This window comes from Pandoraea sp. NE5, assembly GCF_024363545.1.
Taxonomy (GTDB): Bacteria; Pseudomonadota; Gammaproteobacteria; order Burkholderiales; family Burkholderiaceae; genus Pandoraea; species Pandoraea cepalis.
In genome coordinates this window covers 819751-844350 of record NZ_AP025517.1, presented here as the reverse complement: position 1 = coordinate 844350, position 24600 = coordinate 819751, and the positions used below count along the sequence as shown (strand labels likewise).

Genomic DNA, 24600 nt, shown 5'->3' with positions numbered 1-24600 from the left:
TGCGCAACTTCGCAACTTGTTTGTTATGTGAGCAACGTCCGTCGATCAGGCGACGTGGTGCACCCAGCCGAACGGATCGGCGACCTTGCCGCGTTGAATGCCCGTGAGCTGATCGCGAATACGCTTGGTGACCGGGCCTTCGCCGCCGTCGCCAATATTGAACTCGCCCTTGGCGTGACGCACCTGACCGATGGCCGTGACGACCGCCGCCGTGCCGCACGCGAACGTTTCCTTCACACGACCGCTGGCTGCGTCGGCTTGCCACTGGGCAAACTCGTACGGCGTTTCGTTGACCGTCAGGCCGTCGCGCTTGGCCATTTCGATGATCGACGCGCGCGTGATGCCCGGCAGAATCGTGCCGGCGAGCGGCGGGGTCTGGAGCGAGCCGTCGTCCATGACGAAGAAGACGTTCATGCCGCCCAGCTCTTCGATCCAGCGATGCTGCGCGGCGTCGAGGAACACGACCTGATCGCAGCCCTTGCCACTCGCTTCGGTCTGCGCGATCAGGCTCGCGGCGTAGTTGCCGCCGCACTTGGCGGCACCCGTGCCGCCCGGGGCGGCACGCGTGTATTGGTCGGACACCCACACGGTCACGGCCGACTTGCCGGGCTTGAAGTAGGGGCCGACCGGGCAGGCGATCACGCAGAAAATGTATTCATGCGCGGCGCGCACGCCGAGGAAGCTCTCCGACGCGAACATGAACGGGCGGATATAGAGGCTGCTGCCTTCCGTGCCCGGAATCCATGCGCGATCGATGTCGACCAGCTTTTCCACGGCTTCGAGGAACACGGCTTCCGGCAGCTCGGCCATCGACATGCGCTGGGCCGATTCACGGAAACGCTTGGCATTGGCTTGCGGGCGGAACAGCGAGATCTTGCCGTCTTCGCTGCGATAGGCCTTCATTCCTTCGAAGATTTCCTGCGCGTAATGCAGCACGGCGCATGCCGGATCGATCTCGAACGGACGGCGGGCCTCTACCTTCGCGTCATGCCAGCCCGTGCCCTCGGTCCAGCGAATCGTGACCATGTGATCCGTGAATACGCGGCCAAACACCGGGTTCGCCAGCTTGGCGGCGATCTGGTCGGCAGGGGTGGGGTTGGCGTGCGGCTCCACGACAAAACGCAATTGATTATCGGCGCTCATGTTTCTTGAATGTCTCGGCAGAGGGGGCTTCAGTCGTCAGTGCCGTTAACGTAAACGGCAAGGTCGCCATATTTTCCTCCTTTAGCCCCCTGCCTGTCGACTGAATTCACCACCCGCGCCGTCACAACTTCATTCAGAGGGCGATGACGCCGATAAAAATCGGAAATTGGCCGATTATTAGAAGAAAAGTGCGAGATTTGTCGATATTCCCGCGAAATGACGGCTGCCGCCGTTCGTCTCCACGAAGGACTGCAACGTGTCAAACGGGCGTTTTCGTTTATCAGGAGGGAGCGACTGGGTTATTCGTCCAGGGCGACGGCCCCCTCAGGCTGCGGCCCTGCCGTCGATGCTGTCGCCCGGACGCGGCGGGCGCGTCATCGCCAGCCACTCCTGCACGGCCGGTCGCGCAAATTGGCGGCGGGCATACTCGACCAGTGCCGCAGGCACCACGTCGTCGTTGTACACGAGACGGTTGATCATCAATGCGAGATCGACGTCTGCGATGCACGCCTTGTCGAACAGCGACATGCGGCCATCGGCCAGCAGGTCCTGGGCAATGGCGATCAGCTTGCTCGCGGCCGCGTGACCTGCGTCGGAGAGGGGTTCGTCCACTGGACGGTAGAAGATCACTTCGGTCGAACGCTCTTCTCGCAAGGCGCCCAGATCGCTGCGCAGCCACGCCTGCACCTGACGCGCGCGAGCCCGCTCGCATACATCTGACGGATACACGGGCACCTCGGGGAAAATGGTCTCGATGTATTCGGTGATGGCCGACGATTCGGACAGCGTGAAATCGCCGTGCACGAGCGTGGGCACGCGACGCGTGAGCGATAGGTTCGCAAAGCGGGTCTCATAATGCGCGCCCTGCACGAGATCCACGGTTTGCAGATCAAACGGCAGACCTTTCTCACGTAGCGTGACGAAGACCGACAGTGCGTAGGGGCTTGTGAATCGAGCGTCGACAAAGAGCGTGAGCGAGGCGGGGGCAGCAGCTGACAAGATGGACTCCTGTTAAAGGGATGTGCGGGCGATGGCCTGGATTGTCCAACGCACGCGACAATAAGCTACCGCAAAAATCGCCAATAGGGCGCGATCTATGTTCACACCTTGCCGCCACCAGGTCGCGAGAATTTTCCCTCGTGCCGTGAGCACAGTGCACCGCTCGCGCGGTGCACTGTGTCTCGCTCACTACAGTTCTGCGCGCATTGACTGCTTCCCGACGTTTACAGCAGACCGGCTTCGGCGAGCTGGGCGCGGCGCGGGTCGCCCTGGCGCGAGAGCATCCAGCCGGGATACTCGCTCGGCAGAGCGCTGGCCCCATCGATAGCCGACAGTTCGCGCGCGCTCAGCGTGACACGCGTTGCCGCAATGTTGTCGTCGAGCTGATCGGTCCGCTTGGCGCCGATGATGACCGTCGAGACGACCGGCTGGGCAAGCAGCCAGGCGAGCGCGATCTGCGCGACCGACACGCCCTTCTCGGCGGCGATGCCACGCATGACGTCGATGACGTCATAGGCACGCTCCACGTTGACCGGCGGGAAGTCGAAGGTTTGGCGGCGGCTGCCCGCTTCGGACTGGCCGTCGCGCGTGTATTTGCCCGAGAGCAGGCCGCCGGCGAGCGGGCTCCACACCATCAGGCCCACGTTTTCGCTGCGCAGCATCGGCACGATTTCACGTTCGAGATCGCGTCCGGCGACCGTGTAATACGCCTGCAGCGACGTGAAGCTCGCGAGGTTCAGCCGCGCCGAAATACCCAGCGCCTTGGTGATCTGCCAGGCCGCCCAGTTCGAGACGCCGATATAGCGGACGTGCCCTTGGCGCACCAGTGTGTCGAGCGCGCCGAGGGTCTCTTCGATGGGCGTGGCCGGATCGAAGCCGTGCACCTGGTACAGGTCGATGTGATCGAGTTGCAGGCGTTTGAGACTGGCCTTGATGCCGTCCATGATGTGATAGCGCGAAAGGCCACGAGAATTGGCCCCTTGTGCGCCCGTGGCACCGAAGACCTTGGTGGCGACCACGACGTTATCGCGCGGTACCTTGAGGTTGCGCAGGGCCTGGCCGGTGAGGATTTCCGACTGCCCTTCCGAATAGACGTCGGCGGTGTCGATGAAGTTGATGCCGGCATCGAGCGCGCGGCCCACGAGTGAGTCGACATCGTGTTGCTGCAAATGACCGATCTTGCTCCACAGTTCGCCCTGTCCGCCGAAGGTCATCGTGCCGAGGCACAGTTCCGAGACGAAGAGGCCGGTATTGCCGAGTTTTCTTTGTCGCATTGCATTGCTCCGTTGAAGTGGCTGCCCGTCGCAGGCGGCCGTCTGGGAGGGGCGACGGCTTGCACGGGATGGGAGAAATTATGCGTCGAGGCGCATCGGGCGAGCAGTACCTGTTCCTGCACATTTCCTGCCTGATCGTGTGAATCCCCGGTCGGAGGATCGGGCAAGCGCATGTAGCGAGGGTATGCTGTGCAGCATTGCGGCCGTGACGTGGGGATCGGCCGCCTCTGGAGTGAAGGCATGGTCATGCATTTGGTCAAGACTGAGCCGCGCGAGGCCTCGCCGCGCGGGTTCGAGGGGGATCCGTCGCGCGCCGCGCGTACCGAACTGGTGCATCGGCTGGAGCGCGCGACGCACGGCCTGGAGGGCACGACACCGACGGCGGTGGAAGGCCTGTTCGTGCATCGGATCCTGCATCCGGGCGGCCCGAAGCCGGCGCTTCAGCAACCGGCGTTCGCCGTCATCGCCCAGGGCGAGAAGCGCTTGCGGATCGGCGACGAGGATTACGCGTATGACCCGATGCACTACCTGGTGTCGTCGGTGCATTTGCCGGTGGTGGCGCAGGTGTCGGGGGCGAGCGAGCAGTCGCCGTATCTGGGCATGCGCCTCGACCTGGTGGCCGAGGATGTGACGTCGCTCATCGGCGACGAGCATTTGCCGCCGCCGGCGCCTTCAGCGAGTGGGCGTGGCATGTACGTCAATCGGCTGGACGCGGCGTTGCTCGACGCGGTGTTGCGATTGTTGCGCTTGCTGGACACGCCGCGCGACATTCCGATCCTGGCGCCGATGATCAAGCGCGAGATCGTCTATCGATTGCTGATGAACGGTCAGGGAGTGTTGCTGCGGCAGATGGCGTTGCAGGACAGCCAGATGAACCGCATTGCACGCGCCGTGCGATGGTTGCGTGAGCATTACGCACAACCGTTGCGCGTGGAGGCATTGGCGCAGGAGGTGCACATGAGCGTGTCGTCGCTGCATCACCACTTCAAGCTGGTGACGGCCATGAGTCCGGTGCAGTACCAGAAACAGTTGCGCTTGCAGGAGGCGCGGCGATTGATCTTTGCGGCGGACGTCACCGTGGCGGCGGCAGCGCAGACGGTGGGGTATGAAAGTGCATCGCAGTTCAGCCGGGAATATGCGCGCGTGTTTGGCGAAGCGCCGCTGCGCGACAAACGCCGTTGGTTGCAGGAGGGCGAGGCCGGGGCGCCGCGAAACTAACCTTTTGGGGAACTGCGTTTGCGTGCGGCGGCACGGCGTGCGGCGAAATGGGATTCGACGTCTTCGTCGGGAATGGCTGGACGTGTGTCTTCCAGCGCTTCCAACACCTTTCGCTTGAACCATGCATCGTGAGCGTCGGGATCCGTGACGAAACCAAAAGGTAGCGCACCTTCGTTGGCAATGCGCGTGAGTAAAATCCGAACTACATCGGAAACGGTCAACCCCATCTTGTCGAGTACGGCAGTGGCGCGTTCCTTCAGTTCGGGATCGATGCCGTCGCCAATCCCCGCGACCCGCGTCGCACGATGACCCGGCTGGTTGTAAAATCAGTGACGTTGCCGACTTGCCCGCAGGAGGCCCGTCATGCTGTCGATCCACACCGGTTTCGTCGTTTGTCCTACCTGTAAAGCCCGCTTCCCCGTCGCGGCGAGCGAGCCGACCGTCCAGGCGATGTACGACTATCTCCATTCGGATGCCGAAGTGAAGTGTCCGACGTGCGAGACCGCCTTCACCACGGGCAGCGCCAACAGCAGCATCGAGTTCGAGCCGGTCAACGACGGCGTCACGCTCTCGCCGTCGCCCGTGCGAAGCATCGACGGGCTCGACAATCACTGACGCCATTCGCCACTCACAGCGGCGTCAACACCGGCTCCCCCGCCTGGAAGCGACGCGCATTTTCGAGAAACAGGGCGAGCGTGGCGGCTTCCGCTTCGGGCGAGCGGCCAGCGACGTGCGGACTGAGCACCACATTCTGCAAATCGATCAGTGCCGCAGGCGGTGACGGCTCGCCTTCGTAGACGTCCAGCCCGGCACCGGCGATGACGCCGTCGCGCAATGCGTCCGCCAGGGCGGCCGTGTCGACGACGCTGCCACGCCCCAGATTGACGAGGAAGCCGTGCTTGCCCAGCGCGCGCAACACCTCGGCATTCACGAGGTGATGGGACTGCGCGCCGCCCGGAGCGGTTACGACGAGGTAGTCCGCCCATTCGGCCAGCGCCAGCACGCTGTCGAAATATTGATAGTGCGCGGGCGCATCGTCGCGACGGTTCCGATTCCGGTAACCGATCTGCATATCGAAGCCCTCACCGCGTTTGGCGAACTGACGGCCGACCGCCCCCAGCCCCACGATCCCCAGCTTCTTTCCCGACACGCCCGGCTGCATCGGCAGCGCGTCGCGCCACACACCCTTGCGGCAGGCGGCGTCGTAGGCCGGAATGCGACGCACGGCAGCAAGCAGCAGGGCGAAGCCCTGATCCGCCACCGTCGGCGCATTCGCACCGGCACCGTTCACGGCCACGATATTGCGCGAACGCATGGCGGCGACGTCCAGATTCTCATAGCCGGCGCCCAGCGCGCTGACCAACGCCACGTTCGGCAGATGCGACAGCTCGGCGGCGCTCAGACCACGCGCGCCGTGAGTCAGCACGAAGCGCGCCCGCTCGCCGTCGGGCCCCCAGCCTTGCGGCGCGGGGTGATAGCTCGGGTGGTAAGCCACATCGAAATGGGTTTGCAGTGCGGACAACTGCTCGGGGTGCATCGGGATCAGGACCAGCAATGAGGGCAACGACACCTTCAATCTCCACAGGGAAATGGGGGCTCGCGGCGCAGCGTCGCAATGACGCGGGTGCCGAATGGACACCTCGAATTCGCCGCCAGTCGACACTGTATGCCTATCCGCAACGATTTGCGCGATGCAACACGCCACGCGACCTCCTTGCTGTCGGGATTTCCCGGCCCGAAACGCACGCGGGCGCCATCGCACAATGCGAATGGCGCCCGCCCAAGCCCGAGACCCGCGGCAGTGTGCGTTACGTATGCCTTGTTGCGTGGGCCGAAACGCTTAGGCCGTGGCTTGCACCGCGTGCGTGGCCTGATGATGACGCAGGCGACCCAGCGTGAGCATCGTCAGACCGGCGAGCACGGCGGGCACGCCGATGGCGGCGAAAAGGGCCGGCATCGACCAGCCCATGGCGAGCATCGACGCCCCGCCAACCGAGCCGACCACCGACCCCAGTCTCCCGACGCCATTGGCCCAGCTCACGCCCGTGGCGCGGCAATCCGTGGGATAGAAGCCAGCGGACAGCGCGTTCGCGCCGACCTGACCGCCCGACACGCAGAACCCGGCCCAGAACACGGCCACCGAGGCGAGCACGGGGGAACTGGCGACAGGACCGACAGCGGCGACACACACGCCCGCAACCACGTAAGCGGCAGCAAGCACGTAGTGCGGGTTGAAGCGGTCCATCAACCCGCCGAGCACGATAGCGCCGAGTGTGCCACCGACCTGGAACATCGAGGTGACGATGGCGGCGTCGCGCAGCGTCAGGCCGTTGGTGCGAAGCAGCGTGGGCAACCAGCTCGAGAGCAGATAGATCACGAGCAGGCTCATGAAGAACGTGATCCAGAAAAGCAGCGTGCCCCGCAGCAATTCGGGTTTGAACAGATGCTTCACCGGCGACGTGGTCGACGGCTTCGTCGCGACGTTGAACGTCGCACCACGCAGATCCTCATTCGGCGCAATGCGTTGTAGCGATGCCGCGATGCGCTCCGGCGACTTGCCCGCCATCACGAGATAGCGCACCGACTCGGGCAGCGCGCGCATCAGGAGTACAGCGAGCACGAGCGGCATGACGCCGCCCACGATCAGCACGGCGCGCCAGCCGAAGGCGTCGATCAACCCGGCCGACGCGAGACCGCCCAGCGCCGAGCCGAGCGTGAAGCCGCAGAACATGGTCGTTACGAGGAACGAACGGCGCGACTCAGGGCAGTACTCCGACGTCAGCGTGATCGCGTTCGGCATGGCGCCGCCGAGGCCGAGGCCCGTCAGAAACCGCAATGCGATCAGTTGCCACAGTTCCATCGACCCTGCGGACGCGAGACTCGCCAGACCGAAGAACACCACGGAGAAGATGAGAATGGTCTTGCGGCCGAACTTGTCGGCGAGCGGCCCGAACAGGAATGCGCCGGCCATCAGGCCCGCGAGCCCGGCGCCGAAAAGGGGCGCGAGCAGCGCCGGGGTGAGCGACCATTCGGCGCGAATGGCAGGGGCGATGAAGCCGATGGCCGCCGTGTCGAAACCGTCGATGGCGACGATCAGGAAGCACAGCACGACGATCATCACCTGGAACGGCGAAATGCGATGGCGGTCGATGAACGCCGTCACGTTGATGGGGGTGGCTGGCATGGGTTGTCTCCTCAAAGTTGCCAGAAGCGGCGCGGCAAGTCAGCCGTCGTCGCCGAAACGTGTTGCCGTGATTGTTGTTATTAGTGCTGCCGAGCCCCCGCATCGCGAGACGCGAGGCGAGGGGGGCCGCGCGACGGTGCGGGACCGTCGCGTGGCGGGATGCCCGGATGCCGGGCGGTGAATCGAGAGGTAGGGCGTGGTTAGCGCTCAGGCCTCAGCCAGCCACGGGGTTTGCGACAGGCAATGCTCGGCGCGCCAGCCGTGCAGCCATTGCAAGGCGTCGTAGAACTGCGTTTGCGTGCGGCCCTTCCACAGCGAGTTGCGCACCCAACGATCCACCCCCTTGGCGTGGTAGACACGGCCCATGTCGCGCGCGCCGTAGAGCACGCGGGCGGTGCGGGGAATGCGGGCGTGCTCGTAGCGGCGGAAGGCGTCGACGAAATCGCCGTTCGCCGCCGCATACGCGGCGCCGAGCGTGACGGCGTCTTCGAGTGCCTGGCAGGCGCCTTGCGCGATGTACTGCGTCATCGGGTGGGCGGCGTCGCCCAGGATCGTGGCGCGCCCGAAGCTCCACTGCGCGACCGGATCGCGGTCGGCGGTGGCCCAGCGTCGCCACGAGGTCGGACGGTCGAGCATCTGGTGCGGCAGCGCATCGATGCCTTCGAAGTACGACAGCACCTCTTCCTTGCTGCCGTCGCGTACGCCCCAGACTTCCTGCTCGCGGCTGTGGAACGTGACCACGAGGTTGTATTGCGTGCCGCCGCGCAACGGGTAATGCACGAGGTGGCAGTTCGGTCCTGCCCAGACGACCGGCGCGTTGACCTGCAAGTCCTTCGGCATGTTCTCGACGTCGACGACCGCGCGATACACCACGTGACCGGTCACGCGCGGCTCGTCGCCGATCAGCACGGCGCGCACGGCGGACTTCACGCCGTCGCAGCCGATCACGGCGTCGGCCGTGTGTCGCTCGCCGTGCTGGTCGATGACGGTGACGTGCTTGTCGTCCTGCGCCAGCGAGACGACCCGCGTCGCGGTGCGGAACTGAATCAACGGATTGCGCTGTACCGCTTCCAGAATCGACAGATGGATGTCGGCGCGGTGGATCACGGCGTACGGATTGCCGAAGCGCTCGCGATACGGCGCGCCGACGTCGACTTGCGCGATGATGCTGCGGTCGATGGCGTCGCGCAGCGTGATGTGGTCGGTGAAGACCGAACACCCGCGCGCTGCCTCACCGACGCCGAGGGCGTCGAGTGCTGCGAACGCGTTGGCGGCGAGCTGAATGCCCGCGCCGATTTCGCCGATGGTCTCGGCTTGCTCCAGCAGTTCGATTTGCACGCCCTGATTGGCGAGCGCGAGTGCAGCCGCGAGGCCGCCGATGCCACCGCCAACGACCAGCGCTTTGGGTTGAGAGGTTTGACTCATGGTTGTCTCCTGCGGCCTGTCCAGCCGTTCTGGATGGAATTCAGGCCGTGTAATCCGGCTGACGATTGGGCGCTGCCGCGAGGAAAGCCGGATGTGTCTCCGCCTGCGCGTAGACCGCCATCGCTCGCGGATACGCCGACAAATCGCAACCCATGCGCCGGGCATTGACGATTTGCGGAATCAGGCAGACGTCGGCAAGCGTCGGTGCATCGCCGAAGCACCATGCGCCGTGACCATGCTTGCCGAGCAATCGCTCCACGCCTGCCATGCCCTCGTCGACCCAGTGGCGGTACCACGCGTTCTTCTGCTCGACGCTGAGGCCCAGCGGGCCTTGCAGATACTTCAGAATGCGCAGGTTATTCACCGGGTGCATGTCGCAACTGACGAGCATCGCCAATTCGAGCACGCGGGCGCGTGCCTCGATGTCCTGCGGCACCAGACGCGGCTCGGGATATTTCGCGTCGAGATAGTCGAGGATGGCGAGCGACTGACCGAGCGCGATCTCGCCGTCGATCAGGGCGGGCACGCTGGCCGACGGATTGACCTCGTCGACATACGCGCCGGCGCGATGCTCGCCGGCGCGGATATTCACCGGAATGGTGTCGAATTCCAGCCCTTTGAGCGCGAGCGCAATGCGCACGCGATACGACGTCGAGCTGTTGAAGAAGCTATAGAGCTGCATGACGAGGCCTCAGACCACGCGCACGGTGATCTCGCCGAGCCCTTCCACGGCGGTGACCATCGTCTCTCCTGCCTTGACCGGGCCCACGCCTTCGGGCGTGCCGGTGTAGATCAGATCGCCCGGCTCGAGACGGAAGAACTGCGACAGGTACGAGACGGTTTCCGCCACCGACCAGATCAGATGGGTGACGTCGCTTTTCTGCTTTTGCACGCCGTCGACCGTCAGCGAAATCGCGCCCTTCTCGATATGACCGACGCTCGACACCGGATGAATCGGGCCGATCGGGGCCGAGTCATCGAATGCCTTGCCGATTTCCCACGGACGGCCCATTTCGCGCATCTTCATCTGCAGATCGCGGCGCGTCATGTCGAGCCCCACGGCGTAGCCCCAGACATGTTCGAGCGCCTGCTCGAGTGCAATGTCCGAGCCCGCCTTGCCGATCGCGGCGACCAGTTCGGCTTCGTAGTGATAGTTGGTCGTCTGGGCGGGATACTTCAACGTGAGCGTTTCGCCGTAGGCCACCGGCACCACGGCATCGGCCGGCTTGCAGAAGAAGAACGGCGGTTCGCGATCGGGATCGAAGCCCATTTCGCGGGCATGCGCGGCGTAGTTGCGGCCAACGCAGTACACGCGGCGCACGGCGAACTGGTCGGCGCTGCCGACAACGGGAATGGCGACGGTAGCGGGCGGAGCGAAGACGAAGGACATAGCGTTTGACTCGACGAATAAAGGAAAGGACACAGGCGGCGCGCGCCGCTCACGCGGGTGTTCGGCGCGCGGGGCCGGCAAGTGAGCGTTGGGTTGGCCTCAGGTGCGTGACTCGCGCAGCAGGTTCAGGGCGGCGAGCACGGGGCGATCGGAGTAGCTGAACAGTACGGCGTCGTCGAGCGCGGCGAGCTGCACCGGCGCCCACGAGGGCACGACGAAATGATCGCGCGGCTCGAACTGGAAGACTTCGTCGCCAATGCGCGCCGTGCCGCGACCCTCGACCACCGAGAAGACCGTTGCATCGGTGCTGCGATAGGTCTTGCCCTGGAAGCCGGCGGGCAGGTATTGCATGAACGTCGCCATCGTCGGCATCGGCCAGCCGCCGGTTGCCGGATTCACATAGCGCAACTTGATGCCGTCCCACGGATCGAGTTCGCCGTTGCGGTACAGCGTGTCGAGCGCTTCGCGCGAACGGGCATACGGATAGCTGAAGATCGGCGAGGTCGGCTCGCTGACCTTGTGATGCACCGGCAGCATGTTGTGGCCGTAACGCGCGAAGCTGTCGCCCTCTGGGCGCTGCACCGGCTGTTGCGACTCGGGGTAGTTCTCGGCAAAGCCGGCGTCGAAGTACTGCACGAGCGGAATGTCGAGCCCGTCGAGCCACACGACCGGCTCGCCGTCCGCCGGGTTGCCGTGGTCATGCCACGTCCACGACGGCGTGATGATGAAGTCGCCGGGGTGCATCGTGGTGCGCTCGCCGTTTACGGCCGTCCACGCACCGCGGCCTTCCACGATGAAGCGCAGGGCCGATTGCGTATGGCGATGGCTCGGTGCGATCTCACCCGGCAGAATGAGTTGCAGCCCGGCGTAAAGCGAACCCGTGATGCTCGACGAGCCCGGCGTTCCCGGGTTCTGCAAGACCAGCACGCGACGCACGGCCTCTTCGGCGCTGATGACGCGTCCCGCTTCCATCACGAGCGGGCGCACTTCGTTGTATTTCCAGAGGGCGGGCACCACGCGCGGGCGCGGCTGCGGGGGCACGAGACTGTGCAGCGATTCCCACAGCGGGGCCATGTGGTTGTGCCCGATGTGTTCGTAATAGGCAGCGCGATCGGCGCTGGGGGCGCGTTCGGACATGCGTGTCTCCGTGTCGATATGGGGCCCGGTCAACTCGTCTGACAAGCTCGGCCGACGAGGGCTTGCGGGTCTATGAGTAGCGTTATACTCGGCGAGACATATTCTTTGAAATGAATAAATCATCGGATCCATACGAAAAATAGTATGGATTGGGTGATTTTGGGGGCGTCCCGAGGGGGCCCGGAGACTTCGTATGGACTGGACCCATCGACTGCGTCTGCGCAATCTGCAAATGTTGCTGACCCTTGCGGAGACCGGCAACATGAGCCAGTCCGCGACATTGCTCAACACGACGCAACCCGGTTTGTCGAAGTGGCTCAAGGATTTGGAGGAGGACATTGGCCTGCCGCTGTTCGAGCGTCAGGCGCGGGGATTGCGTCCGACGGCCTACGGGGAATCCCTGATCCAGCACGCGCGGCGAATCGAGGCGCAGCTCGACACGGCGCGCGACGATCTCGACGCCATGCGCGAGGGCGGCAGCGGTTTGGTGGCGATCGGCACGTCGGGGGCGTCGTCGGCGGACACGGTGCCGCTCGCGATGTTGTTGCTCCTGCAGCGCATGCCCCGCGTGCAGGCCCGCGTGATCGAGAACACGATGGACCGGCTGATGAATCAGCTCGCGCACAGCGAGATCGATATCGTCGTTGGGCGCTCGGCCCCCGAACTGCAGGACCGCAACGTTCGCGCCGAGGCGCTATATCTGGAGCCGCTGCATTTCGTTGCGCGCGCGCGCCATCCGGTCTTTTCGCTCGACAGGGTGGACTGGCCCGACATGCAGCGTTACCGCTGGGTGGTCTGGCCGCGCGGCACGCCGATTCGCAACGCGCTGGAGGCGGCGCTCGCGGAGGCCGGTTATCCGTTGCCGAACGACACCGTCGAATCGAACTCCACGATTCTCAACCTGACGTTGCTCAACAACAGCGACATGATCGGCCTGGCGTCGCACCGCACGGCGAGTCGTCTGCAGGCGCTCGGGGCGTTGCGTATCGTGCCGTTGCGTCTGGCGGGGTTCGGGGCGATCTCGATGTACTGGCGCGACGACGGCGCGAACCGGGCTGCGGTGGCAGCGGCGCTTGAGTGTCTGCGCAGCGCGGCGAGACGCTCGACGGGCGACGCGGTCGCGGGCATCGAAGGCGACGGATGAGCTTGCCGAGTCCGTTGCCGAGCTGGCGGCTGCTACACTTGCCGCCTGTCGAAGTCACTCTCCCGAGGCGTCAATGATTGGCCGCATCTCCGGCACGTTGCTGGAAAAGAATCCGCCGCACATCCTGGTCGATTGCCAGGGCGTAGGCTATGAAATCTCGGTGCCGATGAGCACCTTCTTCAACCTGCCGAATCTCGGCGAGCGCGTGACGTTGCTCACCCAGTTCATCGTGCGCGAAGACGCCCAACTGCTCTTCGGCTTCGGCTCGCCTGACGAGCGCAACACCTTTCGCGAACTGCTCAAGATCTCCGGCGTGGGCGCACGCACGGCACTTGCGATTCTCTCGGGCATGAGCGTCGCGGACATCGCCCAGGCCGTCACGCTGCAGGAGTCGGGACGTCTGACGAAGATCCCCGGCATCGGCAAGAAGACAGCCGAGCGTCTGCTGCTCGAACTCAAGGGCAAGCTCGGCGCGCAACTGGGCACGGTGCCCGGCGCGCTCACACCGCACGACCACAAGAGCGACGTCGTCAATGCATTGCTCGCGCTGGGCTACTCCGACAAGGAGGCGCTTGCCGCCGTCAAGAGCGTGCCCGACGGCACAAGCGTGTCCGACGGCATCAAGCACGCGCTCAAGTCGCTCTCCAAGGCCTGAGCGAAACACGAATCGGCCTCGTCGAGGCCGTGGGGAGGCCGTGAGGAGACGGTATGCAACTGCGATGGCTTGAAGACTTCGTCGAACTGGCACGCACGCGCAGTTTCACGCGAGCGGCGGAAAACCGTTTCGTCACGCACCCGGCATTCGGGCGACGCATCCGCGCCTTGGAAGAGTGGGTGGGCACACAGCTTGTCGAACGGAGCAAACCGCTCGAACTCACGGCTGCCGGCACCGTGTTTCTCGATGCGGCGACCAATGCGCTCGACATTCTTCACGGCGCTCGCACGCAGTTGCAGGACGCCGCGCCCACACTCGAAAACAATCTGAAGATCGCCACGGGCCGAACCTTGGCCGCCACCTTCTTTCCGGATTGGTACGACGAGGCGGTCTCGCGCATCGGCTTCTTCACCGCGACGCTGTCCACGGGAGGGGCCGAGGAGGCCATTCTGCGGCTCGCGGCCGGCGAGGTCGATCTGCTCATCGTGTATTCCAGTGCGCACACGCGGCTGTTGATCGATCAGGAGCGTTATGACTGGTTGAGTGTCGCGCGTGAGGTGCTGGTGCCGGTGAGTGCGCTCGACGCCAAGGGGCGCGCCACCTATCGGCTTGCCGCCGGCCCGTCGCCGATTCCCTGGCTGGCGTTCTCCCGCACGCTGACGTTGCGGGCCGTGCTGGCCCGCCATCTTGCCGAGATGGCAAACCGTCCCACGCTCAAGCCGGTGTATCAGGCCGATTCGTACGAAGCGATTCTGGCGATGGCGCGACGCGGCGCCGGTATCGCGTGGCTGCCGCAACGCCTGGTGGCCGACGACATTGCGCGCGGCACGCTCGCGATCGTGGGCGGCAAGGAATGGCAGATCGGCTTCGATATTGCGCTCTACCGGCGCCGGCACCAACCGCACCCGGTGCTCGACGCGATCTGGCAGAGCGCGCGTCAGGCCTCGGGGGACGACGCCTGAACCGCGCGCCAACCCCCGACGGGCCCGATCAGTGCTCGTGCTGCAGGTACTTTGCCTGACGCGGCAGGCGCAGGCTGACGAGGAACGCCAGGACCATCATGCCGGTCACGTACCAGTAGAATGTCGGCTCCATGCCGGCCTTCTTGAGGCCGAGCGCCACATATTCCGCCGAACCGCCGAAGATGGCATTGGCCACGGCGTAGGCCAGACCCACGCCGAGCGCACGCACTTCGATCGGGAACATCTCGGCCTTCACGATGCCGCTGATCGACGTGTAGAAGCTGACGATGGCGAGCGCCAGACAAATCAACAAAAACGCCGCGGTCGGGCTTTGCACCGTCTTGAGCGTGGTGAGGATCGGTACCGTGGCAATGGCGCCGAGCGCGCTGAAGAGCAGCATGTTGGTGCGACGGCCGATCTTGTCCGACAGCATGCCGAAGATCGGCTGCATGCACATGTAGACGAACAGGCAGCCCGTCATGATGTAGCTGGCCGTCTTGATCGGCATGCCGGCGGTGTTCACCAGGTACTTCTGCATGTAAGTGGTGAACGTGTAGAAGATCAGCGAGCCGCCGGCCGTGTAGCCGAGCACCGTGAAAAACGCAGCCTTGTGGTGGCGGAACAACCCGGCGATCGAACCGGCGTCGCGGCTGTTGCGGCTCGCGCTCGTCGACGTCTCGTGCAGCGTGCGACGCAGCAGCAAGGCAACGACCGCAGTGATCGCGCCGACCACGAACGGAATGCGCCAGCCCCAGGCCTTGAGTTCGGCCTCGCTGAGCAATTGCTGGAGAATCACGACGACGAGCACGGCAAGCAGCTGGCCGCCGATGAGCGTCACGTACTGGAACGACGAGAAGAAGCCGCGACGGCCTTTGAGCGCCACTTCACTCATGTACGTCGCCGTGGTGCCGTATTCGCCACCCACCGACAGACCTTGCAACAGACGCGCCACCAGCAACAACGCCGGAGCCCAGTTGCCGATGCTGGCGTGCGTCGGGAGCGCGGCGATCATCAGCGAGCCGAAGCACATCATCATCACCGAGATGACCATCGAGTTCTTGCGGCCGTTGCGATCGGCGATGCGGCCGAAGATCCAGCCGCCGATGGGGCGCATCAGGAAGCCTGCGGCAAACACGCCCGCGGTGTTGAGCAGCTGTGCGGTGGGATTGGCACTCGGGAAGAACGCCGGCGCGAAGTAGATCGCGCAGAACGCATAGATATAGAAGTCGAACCACTCGACCAGATTCCCGGACGATGCCGCAACAATCGCGAAGATGCGCTTGCGGATTTCTTCCGGCGTGGGCGGCTTGGTGGCCATGGCGGCGTCGGTAGTAGCTGTGTCTCTCATTTCTACGGGCGATGGTGACATCGCATTAATAACTACGTTTGCAACATGACGCTGATGCGCTCGCCTCACAGGGATCACCTGTCCGGAGGCACAACCAGGCATCGCGTCCCGGGGGCGGGCCAACTATAGCGGGTGTGGGCATGCGCAGACAATGCCTGAGTGCTGAATCGATTATTGTGAATATCGAAACAATTGTTTGGATTGTTGCGTTGCAGCATGGTGATCGCGCCCGTCGGACGGCGATTTGCGGGCGTGTTACGAGCGTGTTGATGGGCGGGACGACGTGCGGAAAATCGAGAAAATTTTTTTGGATGCCCTGTGCACCGCATCGGCTAGCACGCCGCGCGGCCGAACCCTCACGCCTCATTCGCGCGGGTGACACTGCGCCAGCAGATCGAGAAACAGCTCCAGCGCGCGCGTCCTGGGCCGCGAGGCCTCGGTGATGGCGCTGATGGCATTCTCATACTCAGGCCCTGTCGGAACCTGCGCCAGTGCATGGCGCTTGCCAAACAGCGCGGCGTAGTACTGCGGCAACAGTCCGACGTAATGCCCGGAGAGGACCAGCATGGCGACAGCCTCCAGTCCTGACGCCGTTGGCCCTCGCGTCAGTCCGAGCGAATTGAGCGCTTCATGGACAAACGGCTGGCTCCGGTAGACGAGCGGGAGCGTCGACGCGTCCTTGATCCGATGCCGCGCAACGTATAGGCGGTGACGCTCGATGAACAGCGGCTGGTAGTGAAACCCGGCTTCGCGACGATACATCCCGCGAATGGCGATCTGTACCCGGCGCTCGCGCAACGCGAGGTCGAGCTCGTTGAACGTCATGACCGTGAGTTCGACCTTCACGTCGGGCGCCTGCGCCTTGAGCGCGGCAAGCGCCTCGGGGATGTGGCAGCCGATGTCGGACACGACGTGCTCGACCATGCCGATGGACAACGTGCCCGAGAGCACACCGCGCACCGCATCGATTTCGGGACGTATGCGCTCCAGCGACTTCAGCGCGTCGCGGGCAAGGTCCAGCGCGACCTTGCCCGCGTGCGTGAGAACAAATCCGGACGGTCCACGCTCGCACAAACGAGTACCCAAGGTTTCCTCGACCTCGCGAATGTGCCGGCTGATCGACGCCTTCGACATGTTCAGTTGCTTCTCCGCCGCCGCAAAGCCGCTGGCCTGAGCGACGGCACAGAAGATGCGCAACGAGCGCAGGTCACGCTCACTGAAGTCACGACTTGCCACTGCTCCACTCCCGGAAATGGCGCCAAACCTGCTGCGGATGGCGCGTGTCAAAAGGTTTCGTTTTTTGGAACCATACCAATAAAAAAATCATTTTTCATGATCTTTTTGCCCGCATACATTGGATTTCACTCGCACCGGGCCGGACCTGACCGAACCGATGCGCCAGCGCAATCCCCTACCCACACCCCGCGAGGCAAGCGATGAAGACCTGGTCCAGACGATCCTTTGTAAAGGCGACGCTCGCATCGAGCGCCGCATTGGCCCTGCCGGCCCTGCCGACGATGGCGTATGCCGAAGGCGGCACCCTGGCCGACATCAAGAAGCGCGGCAAGCTGACAGTCGGCACCGAGGCGGCCTACGAGCCGTTCGAGTTCGTGGAAAACGGTCAGGTGGTCGGATATGGGCACGATGTGCTTGAACTGATGGCGGCGAAACTCGGCGTGAAGCTCGAGCAGATGAACCTGCCGTTCCAGGGCTTGCTGCCGGGCCTGATGTCGCACAAGTTCGACTTTGTCGCCACCAGTGTGGGCATCACGCCGGAGCGCGCCAAGCGCTTCGCCTTCAGCCAGCCGGTCGGCGTGGTGCGTTCGGTTCTGATGGTGCGCGCCGACGACGTAGCGATTAAGCAGGACATGGACATCGCCGGGAAGACCATCGGCACCCAGATGGGATCGTCTTCGCAGCCGGTGGCCGACGAATTCGAGAAGGAACTGAAGGAAAAGACCGGCAAGGGATACGCCGGCACGCGCCTGTTCCAGGCCTATCCGGATGTGTCGAACGCGCTCGCGAACAAGACGATCGACGTGGCGCTGATGCCGTCCAATATCGCCGCCGTCCAGATGCGCAAGCAGCCCAACGTGTTCCGCATTGCCGGGACCATCGGCCAGCCGAAGCTGCTGGCATGGGTCGCCAATCCCAACGATCTGGAGATCCGCAAGTTCATCAACGATTCGCTCGATGAATTCCGCGCGAACGGCAAGCTCGCCGCCTTGCAGAAAAAGTGGTTCGGGGCGTCGATGGACACGCCGCACGCGAACTACCTGCCGCAAGGTGCCATTTGACGCCCGCGACCACGGTCGGCGGGCTTGACATGGGCGGCGTGATCGCACCGTTCCTCGAAGGCGTCGTCTCGGGAACGGCGATCACGCTGGCCGCGTCGGCCGTCGCCTTCGCCATCGGTCTGGCGCTGGGTGTCGTGCTGCTGCTCGCCCGCATCTCGCCGCTCGCGCCATTGCGCTCGCTCGTCGTGCTGTGGGTGAGCCTGATTCGCGGCACGCCGGCGCTGATTCACATGCTGATCGCGTACTACATGGTGCCGGCGCTGTTCGATATCTCGATCTCGCCCATCACCGCCGGAGTTGCCGCGCTGGCGTGTAACACGAGCGCCTATATCGTCGAGATTCTGCGCGGCGCGCTCGGCACGATCTCTCGTGGGCAACGCGCCGCCGCCTACGCCATGGGCATGCGCGTCTCGCAGGTCTGGCGGCACGTACTCCTGCCACAGGTGATCTATCGCGCCATTCCGCCGCTCACCAGCGAGTTCACGATCCTGCTCAAGGCGTCGTCGCTGATGTCGATCATCGCCGTGCCGGAACTGGCGACAGTCGCCCGCAATGCCACGCTGCAGACCGACCTGCCATTACAGGTGTTCGCGATCACCGCCGCCGTGTACTTCGTCCTTCTGTTCTGCATTTCGGCCGCCTCGCGTCTGTGCGAGCGCCGCGTTTCCAGGATGTTGCCCCATGGCCATTGATGTCTCCATCGTCAGGGAAGCGATTCCCGTGCTGCTCGAAGGCCTGCGTGTCACGGCACTGGTCAGCGTCATCGGCATTCCGCTCGGCGTGGCGATCGGCATCGTCGCCGCCTATGCGGCGCAGTCGCGCACGATCTTGCGACCTATCGCACTGGGCTACGTGGAAGGGGTGCGCAACATCCCATACCTGATTCTCGTTTATCTGTCGTTTTTCGGCCTGCCCAAGCTCGGCATTGGCGCGTCGGCCATGAGCGTCGCGGTAGGTTGCACGGCGTTCTACACCGGCGGCTACTTCTGCGAAATCCTACGCGCGGCACTGCGCAGCGTCGCCCGCGGACAAACGCATGCGGCGCTCTCGCTCGGCATGACCTATTGGCAGACGCAACGGCACATCATCGCGCCGCAGCTCTTCGGTTTCCTGATTCCGCCGACGACGAGCCTCGTGATCATGATGTTCAAGGACTCGGCCATCTTTTCGGTCATGAGCCTGCCGGAGATGACCTATCAGAGCAATCTGCTTACGGCCAATACATTCGCCTACGTTGAAGTGCTTGGCACGACAGCGTTGATCTACTGGGTCAGCAGCGTCTTGCTGGCCAGCGTGGGGCGCCGACTGGAAACCGTTGTCGGGCGACGTACCCGGCACGCCTGACGCCCCGAAACTTCCACCCGAGGACACTTTCATGACGACCTACACCGTGGCCCCTCGCACCGGCCATCCGACCCTGCTGTATTCGGCGCTGGATCTCGATATCGACAACCTCAAGGCCGACATCGCCGTGTTGGGCATGCCCTACGGTGCCCCGTACGCGGCGTCGGATTTCAGCAACGACCAGACGAATGCGCCGTCCGCCATCCGCCAGGCGACGGATCGCATCGCGCGTCGCCCGAACCACTACGACTTCGACATCGACGGGCCGCTGCTCCAGGGGCGCACGGATATTCGCTTCGTCGATTGTGGTGACATCATCCCGGACCTGACGAAGCCCGGCGAGCACTATGCCCGCGCCGAGGCGGCGGTGCGTCGCATCGTGGCCGGCGGTGCGATGCCCATCGTGCTTGGCGGCGACCACGGCATTACGACGCCCGTGCTGCGCGGCCTGGACCAAAAGGGGCCCATCACGCTCGTGCACATCGATGCCCACCTGGATTGGCGTGACGAGGTGAACGGCGTGCGCGAAGGCCTCTCGAGCCCGATTCGCCGCGCCTCGGAGATGGCGCACGTGGACCGCATCGTGCAGATCGGCCTGCGCGCGCAGGGGAGCGGCCGTTACGAGGAACTCGTCGCGGCGCGCGCCTACGGTGCCGAACTGGTGACCGCGTACGAGCTGCATGACATCGGCATGGACGCCGTGCTCGATCGCATTCCGGACGGCGGCAACTACTACCTCACCATCGACGCGGACGGCCTCGATCCGTCGACGATGCCGGCCGTTGCCGGTCCCGCGCCCGGTGGGGTGACGTTTGTACAGGCGCGCAAGCTGATTCACGGCCTGGTACGCAAGGGACGCGTGGTCGGCATGGACATCGTGGAGATTCAGCCCGAGAAGGACGACGCCAACATGATCTCGTGCGTGACGGCCGGTCGTCTGATTCTCAACCTGATCGGCGCATCGATTCGCGCGGGGCACTTCGACAAATGAGCACCGCACAGCCCATCATCGACATCCGGAACGTCGACAAATGGTACGGCGCGCATCACGTGCTCAAGCAGTGCTCAACGCAGGTGGGCGCGGGCGAGATCGTGGTGGTGTGCGGACCGTCCGGGTCCGGCAAGTCGACCCTGATCAAGACGGTCAATGCACTGGAGCCTTTCCAGAAGGGCGATGTCGTCGTCGACGGCACGTCGCTCACGGCCAGGACGACCGACCTGCCGAAGCTGCGCAGCAAGGTTGGCATGGTCTTCCAGCATTTCGAGCTGTTCCCGCATCTGGATCTCACGCGCAATCTCACGCTCGCGCAGCAGATCGTGCTGGGCCGCGGCGTCGATGCGGCCCGCACCAAGGCGCGCGCGCTACTCGATCGCGTCGGTCTGTCGGCGCATGCGCACAAGTATCCCGGGCAGTTGTCGGGCGGTCAGCAGCAACGCGTGGCGATTGCGCGCGCGTTGTCGATGGACCCGACGGCGATGCTGTTCGACGAGCCGACCTCGGCGCTGGACCCGGAGATGGTCAACGAGGTGCTCGACGTGATGGTCGAACTCGCCCGCGAAGGCATGACGATGATGGTCGTCACGCACGAGATGGGGTTCGCGCGACGCGTGGCCCATCGCGTGGTGTTCATGGAGGACGGCGCCATCATCGAGGACAGTCCGACCGACATGTTCTTCAACGACGCCGCCAGTGCCGCCGCCAAACGCTTTCTCTCGAAGATCCTGACACATTGAGTGCGCGACGCCATCGCGCGCCGAGCTCACCCACATCAAGACTCCATACCGAGACATCATGACGCACACCCGAATCCGCAAATTCAACACCCGCGACACTTACCCGGAGCAGAAGCTCGACAACGACCTCTGTCAGGCGGTCGTCGCCGGCAACACCATCTATCTGCGTGGTCAGATCGGCCAGGATCTCGATACGCGCGAATCCGTTGGCATCGGCGATGTTGCCGCGCAGGCCGAAAAGGCCATGGCCAACGTTGCGATGCTGCTCGACGAGTGCGGCAGCCAGCTCGCGGATATCTGCAAGGTCACGGTGTATCTCGTCGATCCGCGTTATCGCGAGGCGGTCTACAACGTCATGGGACGCTGGCTCAAGGGCGTGTTTCCAGTGTCGACCGGCATCGTTGTGCAGGCGCTGGCGCGCCCGGAGTGGCTGGTCGAAATCGATGTGACGGCGGTGAAGCCGGCGGTGTCGTCGGCATAAGCGGCACGAGCGGCATAAGCCGCATAAGTGAAGCAACAACAACGTCGGGCCGGCGTGCAAGCGCCGGCCACGTATCGCGCTGCGCCAAGCGCGGTCAAACGCACCGAAGCGCACTCAGAAGCCCACTCAGAAGCCCACTCAGCAGCCCACTCAGAAGCGGCGTTTGACGTAAATCGTCGCACCCAAGTCGTGCGAGCGCAGCAGCGGCACACGGGCACTTGCCGAAAACGTCCATTCCTCCGTCTTGAGCGACAATCCGCGCTTCGGGTCGGAGCCCAGCTTATCGTCGGTGTTGGCCCACTGCACGAGGGACAACTGCGGCGCCGTGGAAGGTCCGATCTTCAGGTAGCTGTGAGTCGGCCGCGCGGCCGGTTCCGAGGTCGAGGTGTCGATCCAGTCCACATGTCCGTTGTCCGCCGTCGGCAGGGCGCTGTTGATCGATTCGATGCGCGTGTAAAGGAATGCGCTGTCGTCGGCCAGCGCGGTCGGCTCCGGACCCTCGCGACCAAACGGATACAGGGTGACGCGAACGGCCGGAACGGCAGCAACGGAGACCGGTGGAGGCGGTTGCGGCACGTGTATGGGGAGTGGCCCGGGGCCAACGTTGGCCAGCATCATCTGTTCGGATGAGCCCGAGTTGGCGCCCTCTGCGATCGCCACGCCGCTTAGCGTGACGACACACGCGCCGATCATCCATTTGCCTAGGCACGTCATGGACATGCCTCCCGTGAAGGAATGGAAACGCTACGTCGCCAGCCCCAATTTGTCTCACGTACAACGACCTTCGTATTACGAACCGTCTTTCGTGGCCTTTTCGCGTCGTACGCATTTAGGAAGTGTAGTCAGTCATTTGCGTCCCGCTACCCCAATTTGCACTGAGGTTGATCGTCGTCAGAGCGGAACTGCCTGCCCAAGCCCGTCGGACCTGACGCTTGCGTGGGGGGCAACGACGCGGCTCGGGGTTTGTCCCGAGATCGTGACGGCGGTTGCCGACGCAGCGGACCGGCGGTTGGGCGGCGCATTGAACGAGTCGCGTTCCCGGTGAAGCGCGATGTGCTAGATTTAAATCAACGGGCGAGGGTATGCCAGTCAGGGGCGCGCGAACGTGGCGCACGCTGCGCCTGGGGAGGTCGTCATGCACGGATGTCAACTCACCTTCTACACACAGCAGAATCACCGCCATGGCCATCAGCCGGTCGCCGACTGGATCATGAGCGAAGTGCGGCAGCTGGGGATTCGCGGGGCCACCCTGTTCGTGGGCACGGAAGGTATCGATCATGTCGGAAAGCGTCATGCCGCCCGATTCTTTGAGCTCGCCGAACAACCGGTCGAGGTCGTGTTGGCCATCACCGATGAGGAAGCCGAACGCCTGCTCGACGTGATTCGTGCGCAACGCGTCCACGTTTTCTATACGCGCTTCCCGATTGAATTCGGCATGCTTGGCGATGGTTAGCGCAGGGCGGAGGCACGACGCCGCCGACCGCCCTGTTCGCGCGTGCTTTGTAAGCGGCTCAGGTCGCAAGCGCCGCTGAGGCGCGCCGCTCGGCCGACGGCAACACCAACACACCGGCCAGCCCGACGACCACGCTCGTCAGGACGTAGTAGATCGGCGCGAGATTGCTGCCGGTCACATGCACGAGCCACGTATTCAGGAACGGCGCGAGGCCGCCGAATACCAGCACCGCGAGGTTGTAGGTGACGGCGGCGCCGGTCGAGCGCACGCTGACTGGAAACACCTCGGTCAGCACGATCGGCGTCGGGCCCCAGAAGAAGCTCATGAAGAACGACACGCCGATCTGCACCGCCAGCAGCGAGCCCAGGCTCGGCAGGGTGACGAAGTGCTTGAACAGCACGTACGACGCCACGCCATACGCGATGATCGCCGGCAGCAGGACCGCCTTGCGGCCGTAGCGATCCGACAAATAGCCGGCAAGCGGGCAGAACACGAGGATGACCAGGGTGGCGATGAACGTGCTCAGGTTGACGTCGGCGGCCGACATGCCCAGTTGCTTCTTCGCGAAGATCGGCAGGAAGAACACGAACACGTAGGCCGACACGGTGCCGACCACCGAGATGCCGAGCGTGCCGAACACCGCGCGCGGATAGTCGCGGAACACGGTGCGCAGCGGCGTGTTCACGCGCTGAATCTTGCCGCGTTTCACATCGTTCGCGTAATTGAGAAATTCCGGCGATTCGTCGACGTTCGAGCGGATCAGCCAGCCGACCGGCCCGATCAGAATGCCGAGCAGGAACGGCAGGCGCCAGCCCCACGACTCGAGATCGTGCGGCGCGAGATTGACTGTCAGTAGATAGGCCACCAAGGCACCGAGAGAGAACGCCAGCGCCTGCGAGCACATCTGGAAGCTGCCGAAAAAGCCGCGGCGATTCGCGGGGGCGAACTCCACCAGCATCGTGGTCGCGCCACTGAACTCGCCGCCGACCGAGAAGCCCTGGATCAGCCGCGCAAGCACCATCAGGATCGGCGCCGCAATGCCGATAGCCTCATGCGTCGGCAAGATGCCGATCATGCCGGTGCCGACCGCCATCAGCACGATCGTCAGCGACAGCGCTTTCTTGCGGCCGACCCGGTCGCCATAGAGGCCGAGCAGTACGCCGCCGAGCGGCCGTACCGCGAAGCCGACGCCAAACGTCGCAAGTGTGAGCAGCATCGACGCGAACTCGTTGCCGCTCGGGAAAAAAAGCTTCGCGATCATTACGGCGAACAGACCGTAGATCGCGAAGTCGAACCATTCGAAGGCATTGCCGAGTACCGAGGCGATGACGACTTTGCGCACCATCGCCGGCGACGGTGTCGGGTTTTCGTTCATTGCGGTTCCCCTCTGATCGATTGTTGGAAGTGAGGCC

General features: G+C 64.2%; 26 protein-coding genes. 12 read left to right on the top strand and 14 right to left on the bottom strand.

Annotated features, from left to right (window positions below; all coding sequences use genetic code 11):
- Positions 1-45 precede the first annotated feature (45 nt).
- The 3 genes from PanNE5_RS03895 to PanNE5_RS03885 all read right to left on the bottom strand — a co-directional run bounded on the left by PanNE5_RS03895 (position 46) and on the right by PanNE5_RS03885 (position 3416).
- Positions 46-1143 (bottom strand): branched-chain amino acid aminotransferase, encoded by a 1098-nt coding sequence (locus PanNE5_RS03895; RefSeq protein WP_017232587.1) that lies wholly within the window; start codon positions 1141-1143, stop codon positions 46-48.
- Positions 1144-1467: 324 nt separating this feature from the next.
- Complete coding sequence (gene yfcF, locus PanNE5_RS03890) at positions 1468-2142, bottom strand: glutathione transferase (protein WP_017232586.1); 675 nt, start codon at positions 2140-2142, stop codon at positions 1468-1470.
- Positions 2143-2366: 224 nt separating this feature from the next.
- Entirely contained in the window at positions 2367-3416 is a 1050-nt protein-coding gene (locus PanNE5_RS03885) for an aldo/keto reductase (RefSeq protein ID WP_017232585.1), read from the bottom strand.
- A 246-nt stretch (positions 3417-3662) separates the two neighbouring features.
- Here PanNE5_RS03885 and PanNE5_RS03880 point away from each other — a divergent pair, with 246 nt between their 5' ends.
- On the top strand, positions 3663-4634 hold the full coding sequence (locus PanNE5_RS03880; protein ID WP_254440906.1) for an AraC family transcriptional regulator: 972 nt from the start codon (positions 3663-3665) through the stop codon (positions 4632-4634).
- Here the strand turns inward: PanNE5_RS03880 and PanNE5_RS03875 are convergent.
- Positions 4631-4918 (bottom strand): type II toxin-antitoxin system RelB/DinJ family antitoxin, encoded by a 288-nt coding sequence (locus tag PanNE5_RS03875; RefSeq protein ID WP_026131705.1) that lies wholly within the window; start codon positions 4916-4918, stop codon positions 4631-4633. The genes PanNE5_RS03880 and PanNE5_RS03875 overlap by 4 nt on opposite strands.
- Before the next feature lie 79 nt (positions 4919-4997).
- Here PanNE5_RS03875 and PanNE5_RS03870 point away from each other — a divergent pair, with 79 nt between their 5' ends.
- Entirely contained in the window at positions 4998-5249 is a 252-nt protein-coding gene (locus PanNE5_RS03870; protein WP_017232582.1) for an MJ0042-type zinc finger domain-containing protein, read from the top strand.
- Positions 5250-5262: 13 nt separating this feature from the next.
- Here PanNE5_RS03870 and PanNE5_RS03865 read toward each other — a convergent pair whose 3' ends face one another.
- From PanNE5_RS03865 to gtdA, 6 genes are all read right to left on the bottom strand, one after another.
- The gene (locus PanNE5_RS03865) at positions 5263-6204 is read right to left on the bottom strand and encodes a 2-hydroxyacid dehydrogenase (RefSeq protein WP_017232581.1); all 942 of its coding nucleotides are present in this window, start codon (positions 6202-6204) and stop codon (positions 5263-5265) included.
- A gap of 270 nt (positions 6205-6474) precedes the next feature.
- Positions 6475-7818: an MFS transporter gene (locus PanNE5_RS03860; protein WP_261939267.1), complete on the bottom strand. Its 1344-nt coding sequence runs from the start codon at positions 7816-7818 to the stop codon at positions 6475-6477.
- 207 nt (positions 7819-8025) lie between these two features.
- Entirely contained in the window at positions 8026-9243 is a 1218-nt protein-coding gene (locus PanNE5_RS03855; RefSeq protein ID WP_261939266.1) for a 3-hydroxybenzoate 6-monooxygenase, read from the bottom strand.
- 40 nt (positions 9244-9283) lie between these two features.
- Positions 9284-9925, bottom strand: coding sequence for a maleylacetoacetate isomerase (gene maiA, locus PanNE5_RS03850; RefSeq protein ID WP_261939265.1), 642 nt, complete (start codon positions 9923-9925; stop codon positions 9284-9286).
- Positions 9926-9934: 9 nt separating this feature from the next.
- Complete coding sequence (locus tag PanNE5_RS03845; RefSeq protein ID WP_017232577.1) at positions 9935-10633, bottom strand: fumarylacetoacetate hydrolase family protein; 699 nt, start codon at positions 10631-10633, stop codon at positions 9935-9937.
- A 99-nt stretch (positions 10634-10732) separates the two neighbouring features.
- On the bottom strand, positions 10733-11770 hold the full coding sequence (gene gtdA / locus PanNE5_RS03840; protein WP_017232576.1) for a gentisate 1,2-dioxygenase: 1038 nt from the start codon (positions 11768-11770) through the stop codon (positions 10733-10735).
- Positions 11771-11963: 193 nt separating this feature from the next.
- Here gtdA and PanNE5_RS03835 point away from each other — a divergent pair, with 193 nt between their 5' ends.
- From PanNE5_RS03835 to PanNE5_RS03825, 3 genes are all read left to right on the top strand, one after another.
- On the top strand, positions 11964-12914 hold the full coding sequence (locus tag PanNE5_RS03835) for a LysR family transcriptional regulator (RefSeq protein WP_017232575.1): 951 nt from the start codon (positions 11964-11966) through the stop codon (positions 12912-12914).
- 73 nt (positions 12915-12987) lie between these two features.
- On the top strand, positions 12988-13569 hold the full coding sequence (gene ruvA, locus PanNE5_RS03830; RefSeq protein ID WP_017232574.1) for a Holliday junction branch migration protein RuvA: 582 nt from the start codon (positions 12988-12990) through the stop codon (positions 13567-13569).
- Between the two features lie 53 nt (positions 13570-13622).
- Entirely contained in the window at positions 13623-14531 is a 909-nt protein-coding gene (locus PanNE5_RS03825; protein WP_261939264.1) for a LysR family transcriptional regulator, read from the top strand.
- 28 nt (positions 14532-14559) lie between these two features.
- Here the strand turns inward: PanNE5_RS03825 and PanNE5_RS03820 are convergent, their stop codons facing one another.
- Positions 14560-15849 (bottom strand): MFS family transporter, encoded by a 1290-nt coding sequence (locus PanNE5_RS03820; protein WP_017232572.1) that lies wholly within the window; start codon positions 15847-15849, stop codon positions 14560-14562.
- 393 nt (positions 15850-16242) lie between these two features.
- Positions 16243-17115 carry a LysR family transcriptional regulator gene (locus tag PanNE5_RS03815; protein WP_017232571.1) on the bottom strand — a complete coding sequence of 291 codons (873 nt, stop codon included), beginning with the start codon at positions 17113-17115 and terminating at the stop codon, positions 16243-16245.
- 200 nt (positions 17116-17315) lie between these two features.
- Between PanNE5_RS03815 and PanNE5_RS03810 the strand changes: the two genes are divergently transcribed.
- Genes PanNE5_RS03810 through PanNE5_RS03785 form a run of 6 tightly spaced genes read left to right on the top strand, consistent with a single transcriptional unit; the run spans position 17316 to position 21735 of the window.
- Positions 17316-18176 carry a transporter substrate-binding domain-containing protein gene (locus tag PanNE5_RS03810; protein ID WP_026131704.1) on the top strand — a complete coding sequence of 287 codons (861 nt, stop codon included), beginning with the start codon at positions 17316-17318 and terminating at the stop codon, positions 18174-18176.
- Positions 18177-18205: 29 nt separating this feature from the next.
- The gene (locus PanNE5_RS03805) at positions 18206-18868 is read left to right on the top strand and encodes an amino acid ABC transporter permease (protein WP_261939800.1); all 663 of its coding nucleotides are present in this window, start codon (positions 18206-18208) and stop codon (positions 18866-18868) included.
- The gene (locus tag PanNE5_RS03800) at positions 18858-19520 is read left to right on the top strand and encodes an amino acid ABC transporter permease (RefSeq protein WP_017232568.1); all 663 of its coding nucleotides are present in this window, start codon (positions 18858-18860) and stop codon (positions 19518-19520) included. Before PanNE5_RS03805 ends, PanNE5_RS03800 begins: the two co-directional genes overlap by 11 nt.
- Before the next feature lie 31 nt (positions 19521-19551).
- Entirely contained in the window at positions 19552-20511 is a 960-nt protein-coding gene (locus PanNE5_RS03795; protein ID WP_261939263.1) for an agmatinase, read from the top strand.
- 14 nt (positions 20512-20525) lie between these two features.
- Positions 20526-21254, top strand: a complete 729-nt coding sequence (locus tag PanNE5_RS03790) for an amino acid ABC transporter ATP-binding protein (protein WP_261939799.1) — start codon at positions 20526-20528, stop codon at positions 21252-21254.
- A gap of 58 nt (positions 21255-21312) precedes the next feature.
- Positions 21313-21735 carry a RidA family protein gene (locus PanNE5_RS03785; protein WP_017232565.1) on the top strand — a complete coding sequence of 141 codons (423 nt, stop codon included), beginning with the start codon at positions 21313-21315 and terminating at the stop codon, positions 21733-21735.
- A 150-nt stretch (positions 21736-21885) separates the two neighbouring features.
- Here the strand turns inward: PanNE5_RS03785 and PanNE5_RS03780 are convergent, their stop codons facing one another.
- Positions 21886-22449 (bottom strand): hypothetical protein, encoded by a 564-nt coding sequence (locus tag PanNE5_RS03780; protein ID WP_261939262.1) that lies wholly within the window; start codon positions 22447-22449, stop codon positions 21886-21888.
- A gap of 421 nt (positions 22450-22870) precedes the next feature.
- Between PanNE5_RS03780 and PanNE5_RS03775 the strand changes: the two genes are divergently transcribed.
- Positions 22871-23188, top strand: a complete 318-nt coding sequence (locus PanNE5_RS03775) for a DUF190 domain-containing protein (RefSeq protein WP_261939261.1) — start codon at positions 22871-22873, stop codon at positions 23186-23188.
- 58 nt (positions 23189-23246) lie between these two features.
- Here PanNE5_RS03775 and PanNE5_RS03770 read toward each other — a convergent pair whose 3' ends face one another.
- Positions 23247-24563, bottom strand: a complete 1317-nt coding sequence (locus tag PanNE5_RS03770) for an MFS transporter (protein WP_261939260.1) — start codon at positions 24561-24563, stop codon at positions 23247-23249.
- Between the last annotated feature and the right edge of the window lie 37 nt (positions 24564-24600).

Bases quoted from the DNA above. Each gene is read 5' to 3' on its own strand.
- PanNE5_RS03855 (WP_261939266.1), bottom strand. From the start codon at position 9,243: ATGAGTCAAACCTCTCAACCCAAAGCGCTGGTCGTTGGCGGTGGCATC.
- PanNE5_RS03770 (WP_261939260.1), bottom strand. From the start codon at position 24,563: ATGAACGAAAACCCGACACCGTCGCCGGCGATGGTGCGCAAAGTCGTC.
- PanNE5_RS03795 (WP_261939263.1), top strand. From the start codon at position 19,552: ATGACGACCTACACCGTGGCCCCTCGCACCGGCCATCCGACCCTGCTG.
- ruvA (WP_017232574.1), top strand. From the start codon at position 12,988: ATGATTGGCCGCATCTCCGGCACGTTGCTGGAAAAGAATCCGCCGCAC.
- PanNE5_RS03825 (WP_261939264.1), top strand. From the start codon at position 13,623: ATGCAACTGCGATGGCTTGAAGACTTCGTCGAACTGGCACGCACGCGC.
- PanNE5_RS03880 (WP_254440906.1), top strand. From the start codon at position 3,663: ATGCATTTGGTCAAGACTGAGCCGCGCGAGGCCTCGCCGCGCGGGTTC.
- PanNE5_RS03885 (WP_017232585.1), bottom strand. From the start codon at position 3,416: ATGCGACAAAGAAAACTCGGCAATACCGGCCTCTTCGTCTCGGAACTG.
- PanNE5_RS03780 (WP_261939262.1), bottom strand. From the start codon at position 22,449: ATGACGTGCCTAGGCAAATGGATGATCGGCGCGTGTGTCGTCACGCTA.
- PanNE5_RS03810 (WP_026131704.1), top strand. From the start codon at position 17,316: ATGAAGACCTGGTCCAGACGATCCTTTGTAAAGGCGACGCTCGCATCG.
- PanNE5_RS03845 (WP_017232577.1), bottom strand. From the start codon at position 10,633: ATGTCCTTCGTCTTCGCTCCGCCCGCTACCGTCGCCATTCCCGTTGTC.
- PanNE5_RS03820 (WP_017232572.1), bottom strand. From the start codon at position 15,849: ATGGCCACCAAGCCGCCCACGCCGGAAGAAATCCGCAAGCGCATCTTC.
- PanNE5_RS03895 (WP_017232587.1), bottom strand. From the start codon at position 1,143: ATGAGCGCCGATAATCAATTGCGTTTTGTCGTGGAGCCGCACGCCAAC.
- maiA (WP_261939265.1), bottom strand. From the start codon at position 9,925: ATGCAGCTCTATAGCTTCTTCAACAGCTCGACGTCGTATCGCGTGCGC.
- PanNE5_RS03835 (WP_017232575.1), top strand. From the start codon at position 11,964: ATGGACTGGACCCATCGACTGCGTCTGCGCAATCTGCAAATGTTGCTG.
- PanNE5_RS03785 (WP_017232565.1), top strand. From the start codon at position 21,313: ATGACGCACACCCGAATCCGCAAATTCAACACCCGCGACACTTACCCG.
- PanNE5_RS03800 (WP_017232568.1), top strand. From the start codon at position 18,858: ATGGCCATTGATGTCTCCATCGTCAGGGAAGCGATTCCCGTGCTGCTC.
- PanNE5_RS03870 (WP_017232582.1), top strand. From the start codon at position 4,998: ATGCTGTCGATCCACACCGGTTTCGTCGTTTGTCCTACCTGTAAAGCC.
- PanNE5_RS03775 (WP_261939261.1), top strand. From the start codon at position 22,871: ATGCACGGATGTCAACTCACCTTCTACACACAGCAGAATCACCGCCAT.
- PanNE5_RS03860 (WP_261939267.1), bottom strand. From the start codon at position 7,818: ATGCCAGCCACCCCCATCAACGTGACGGCGTTCATCGACCGCCATCGC.
- gtdA (WP_017232576.1), bottom strand. From the start codon at position 11,770: ATGTCCGAACGCGCCCCCAGCGCCGATCGCGCTGCCTATTACGAACAC.
- PanNE5_RS03805 (WP_261939800.1), top strand. From the start codon at position 18,206: ATGGGCGGCGTGATCGCACCGTTCCTCGAAGGCGTCGTCTCGGGAACG.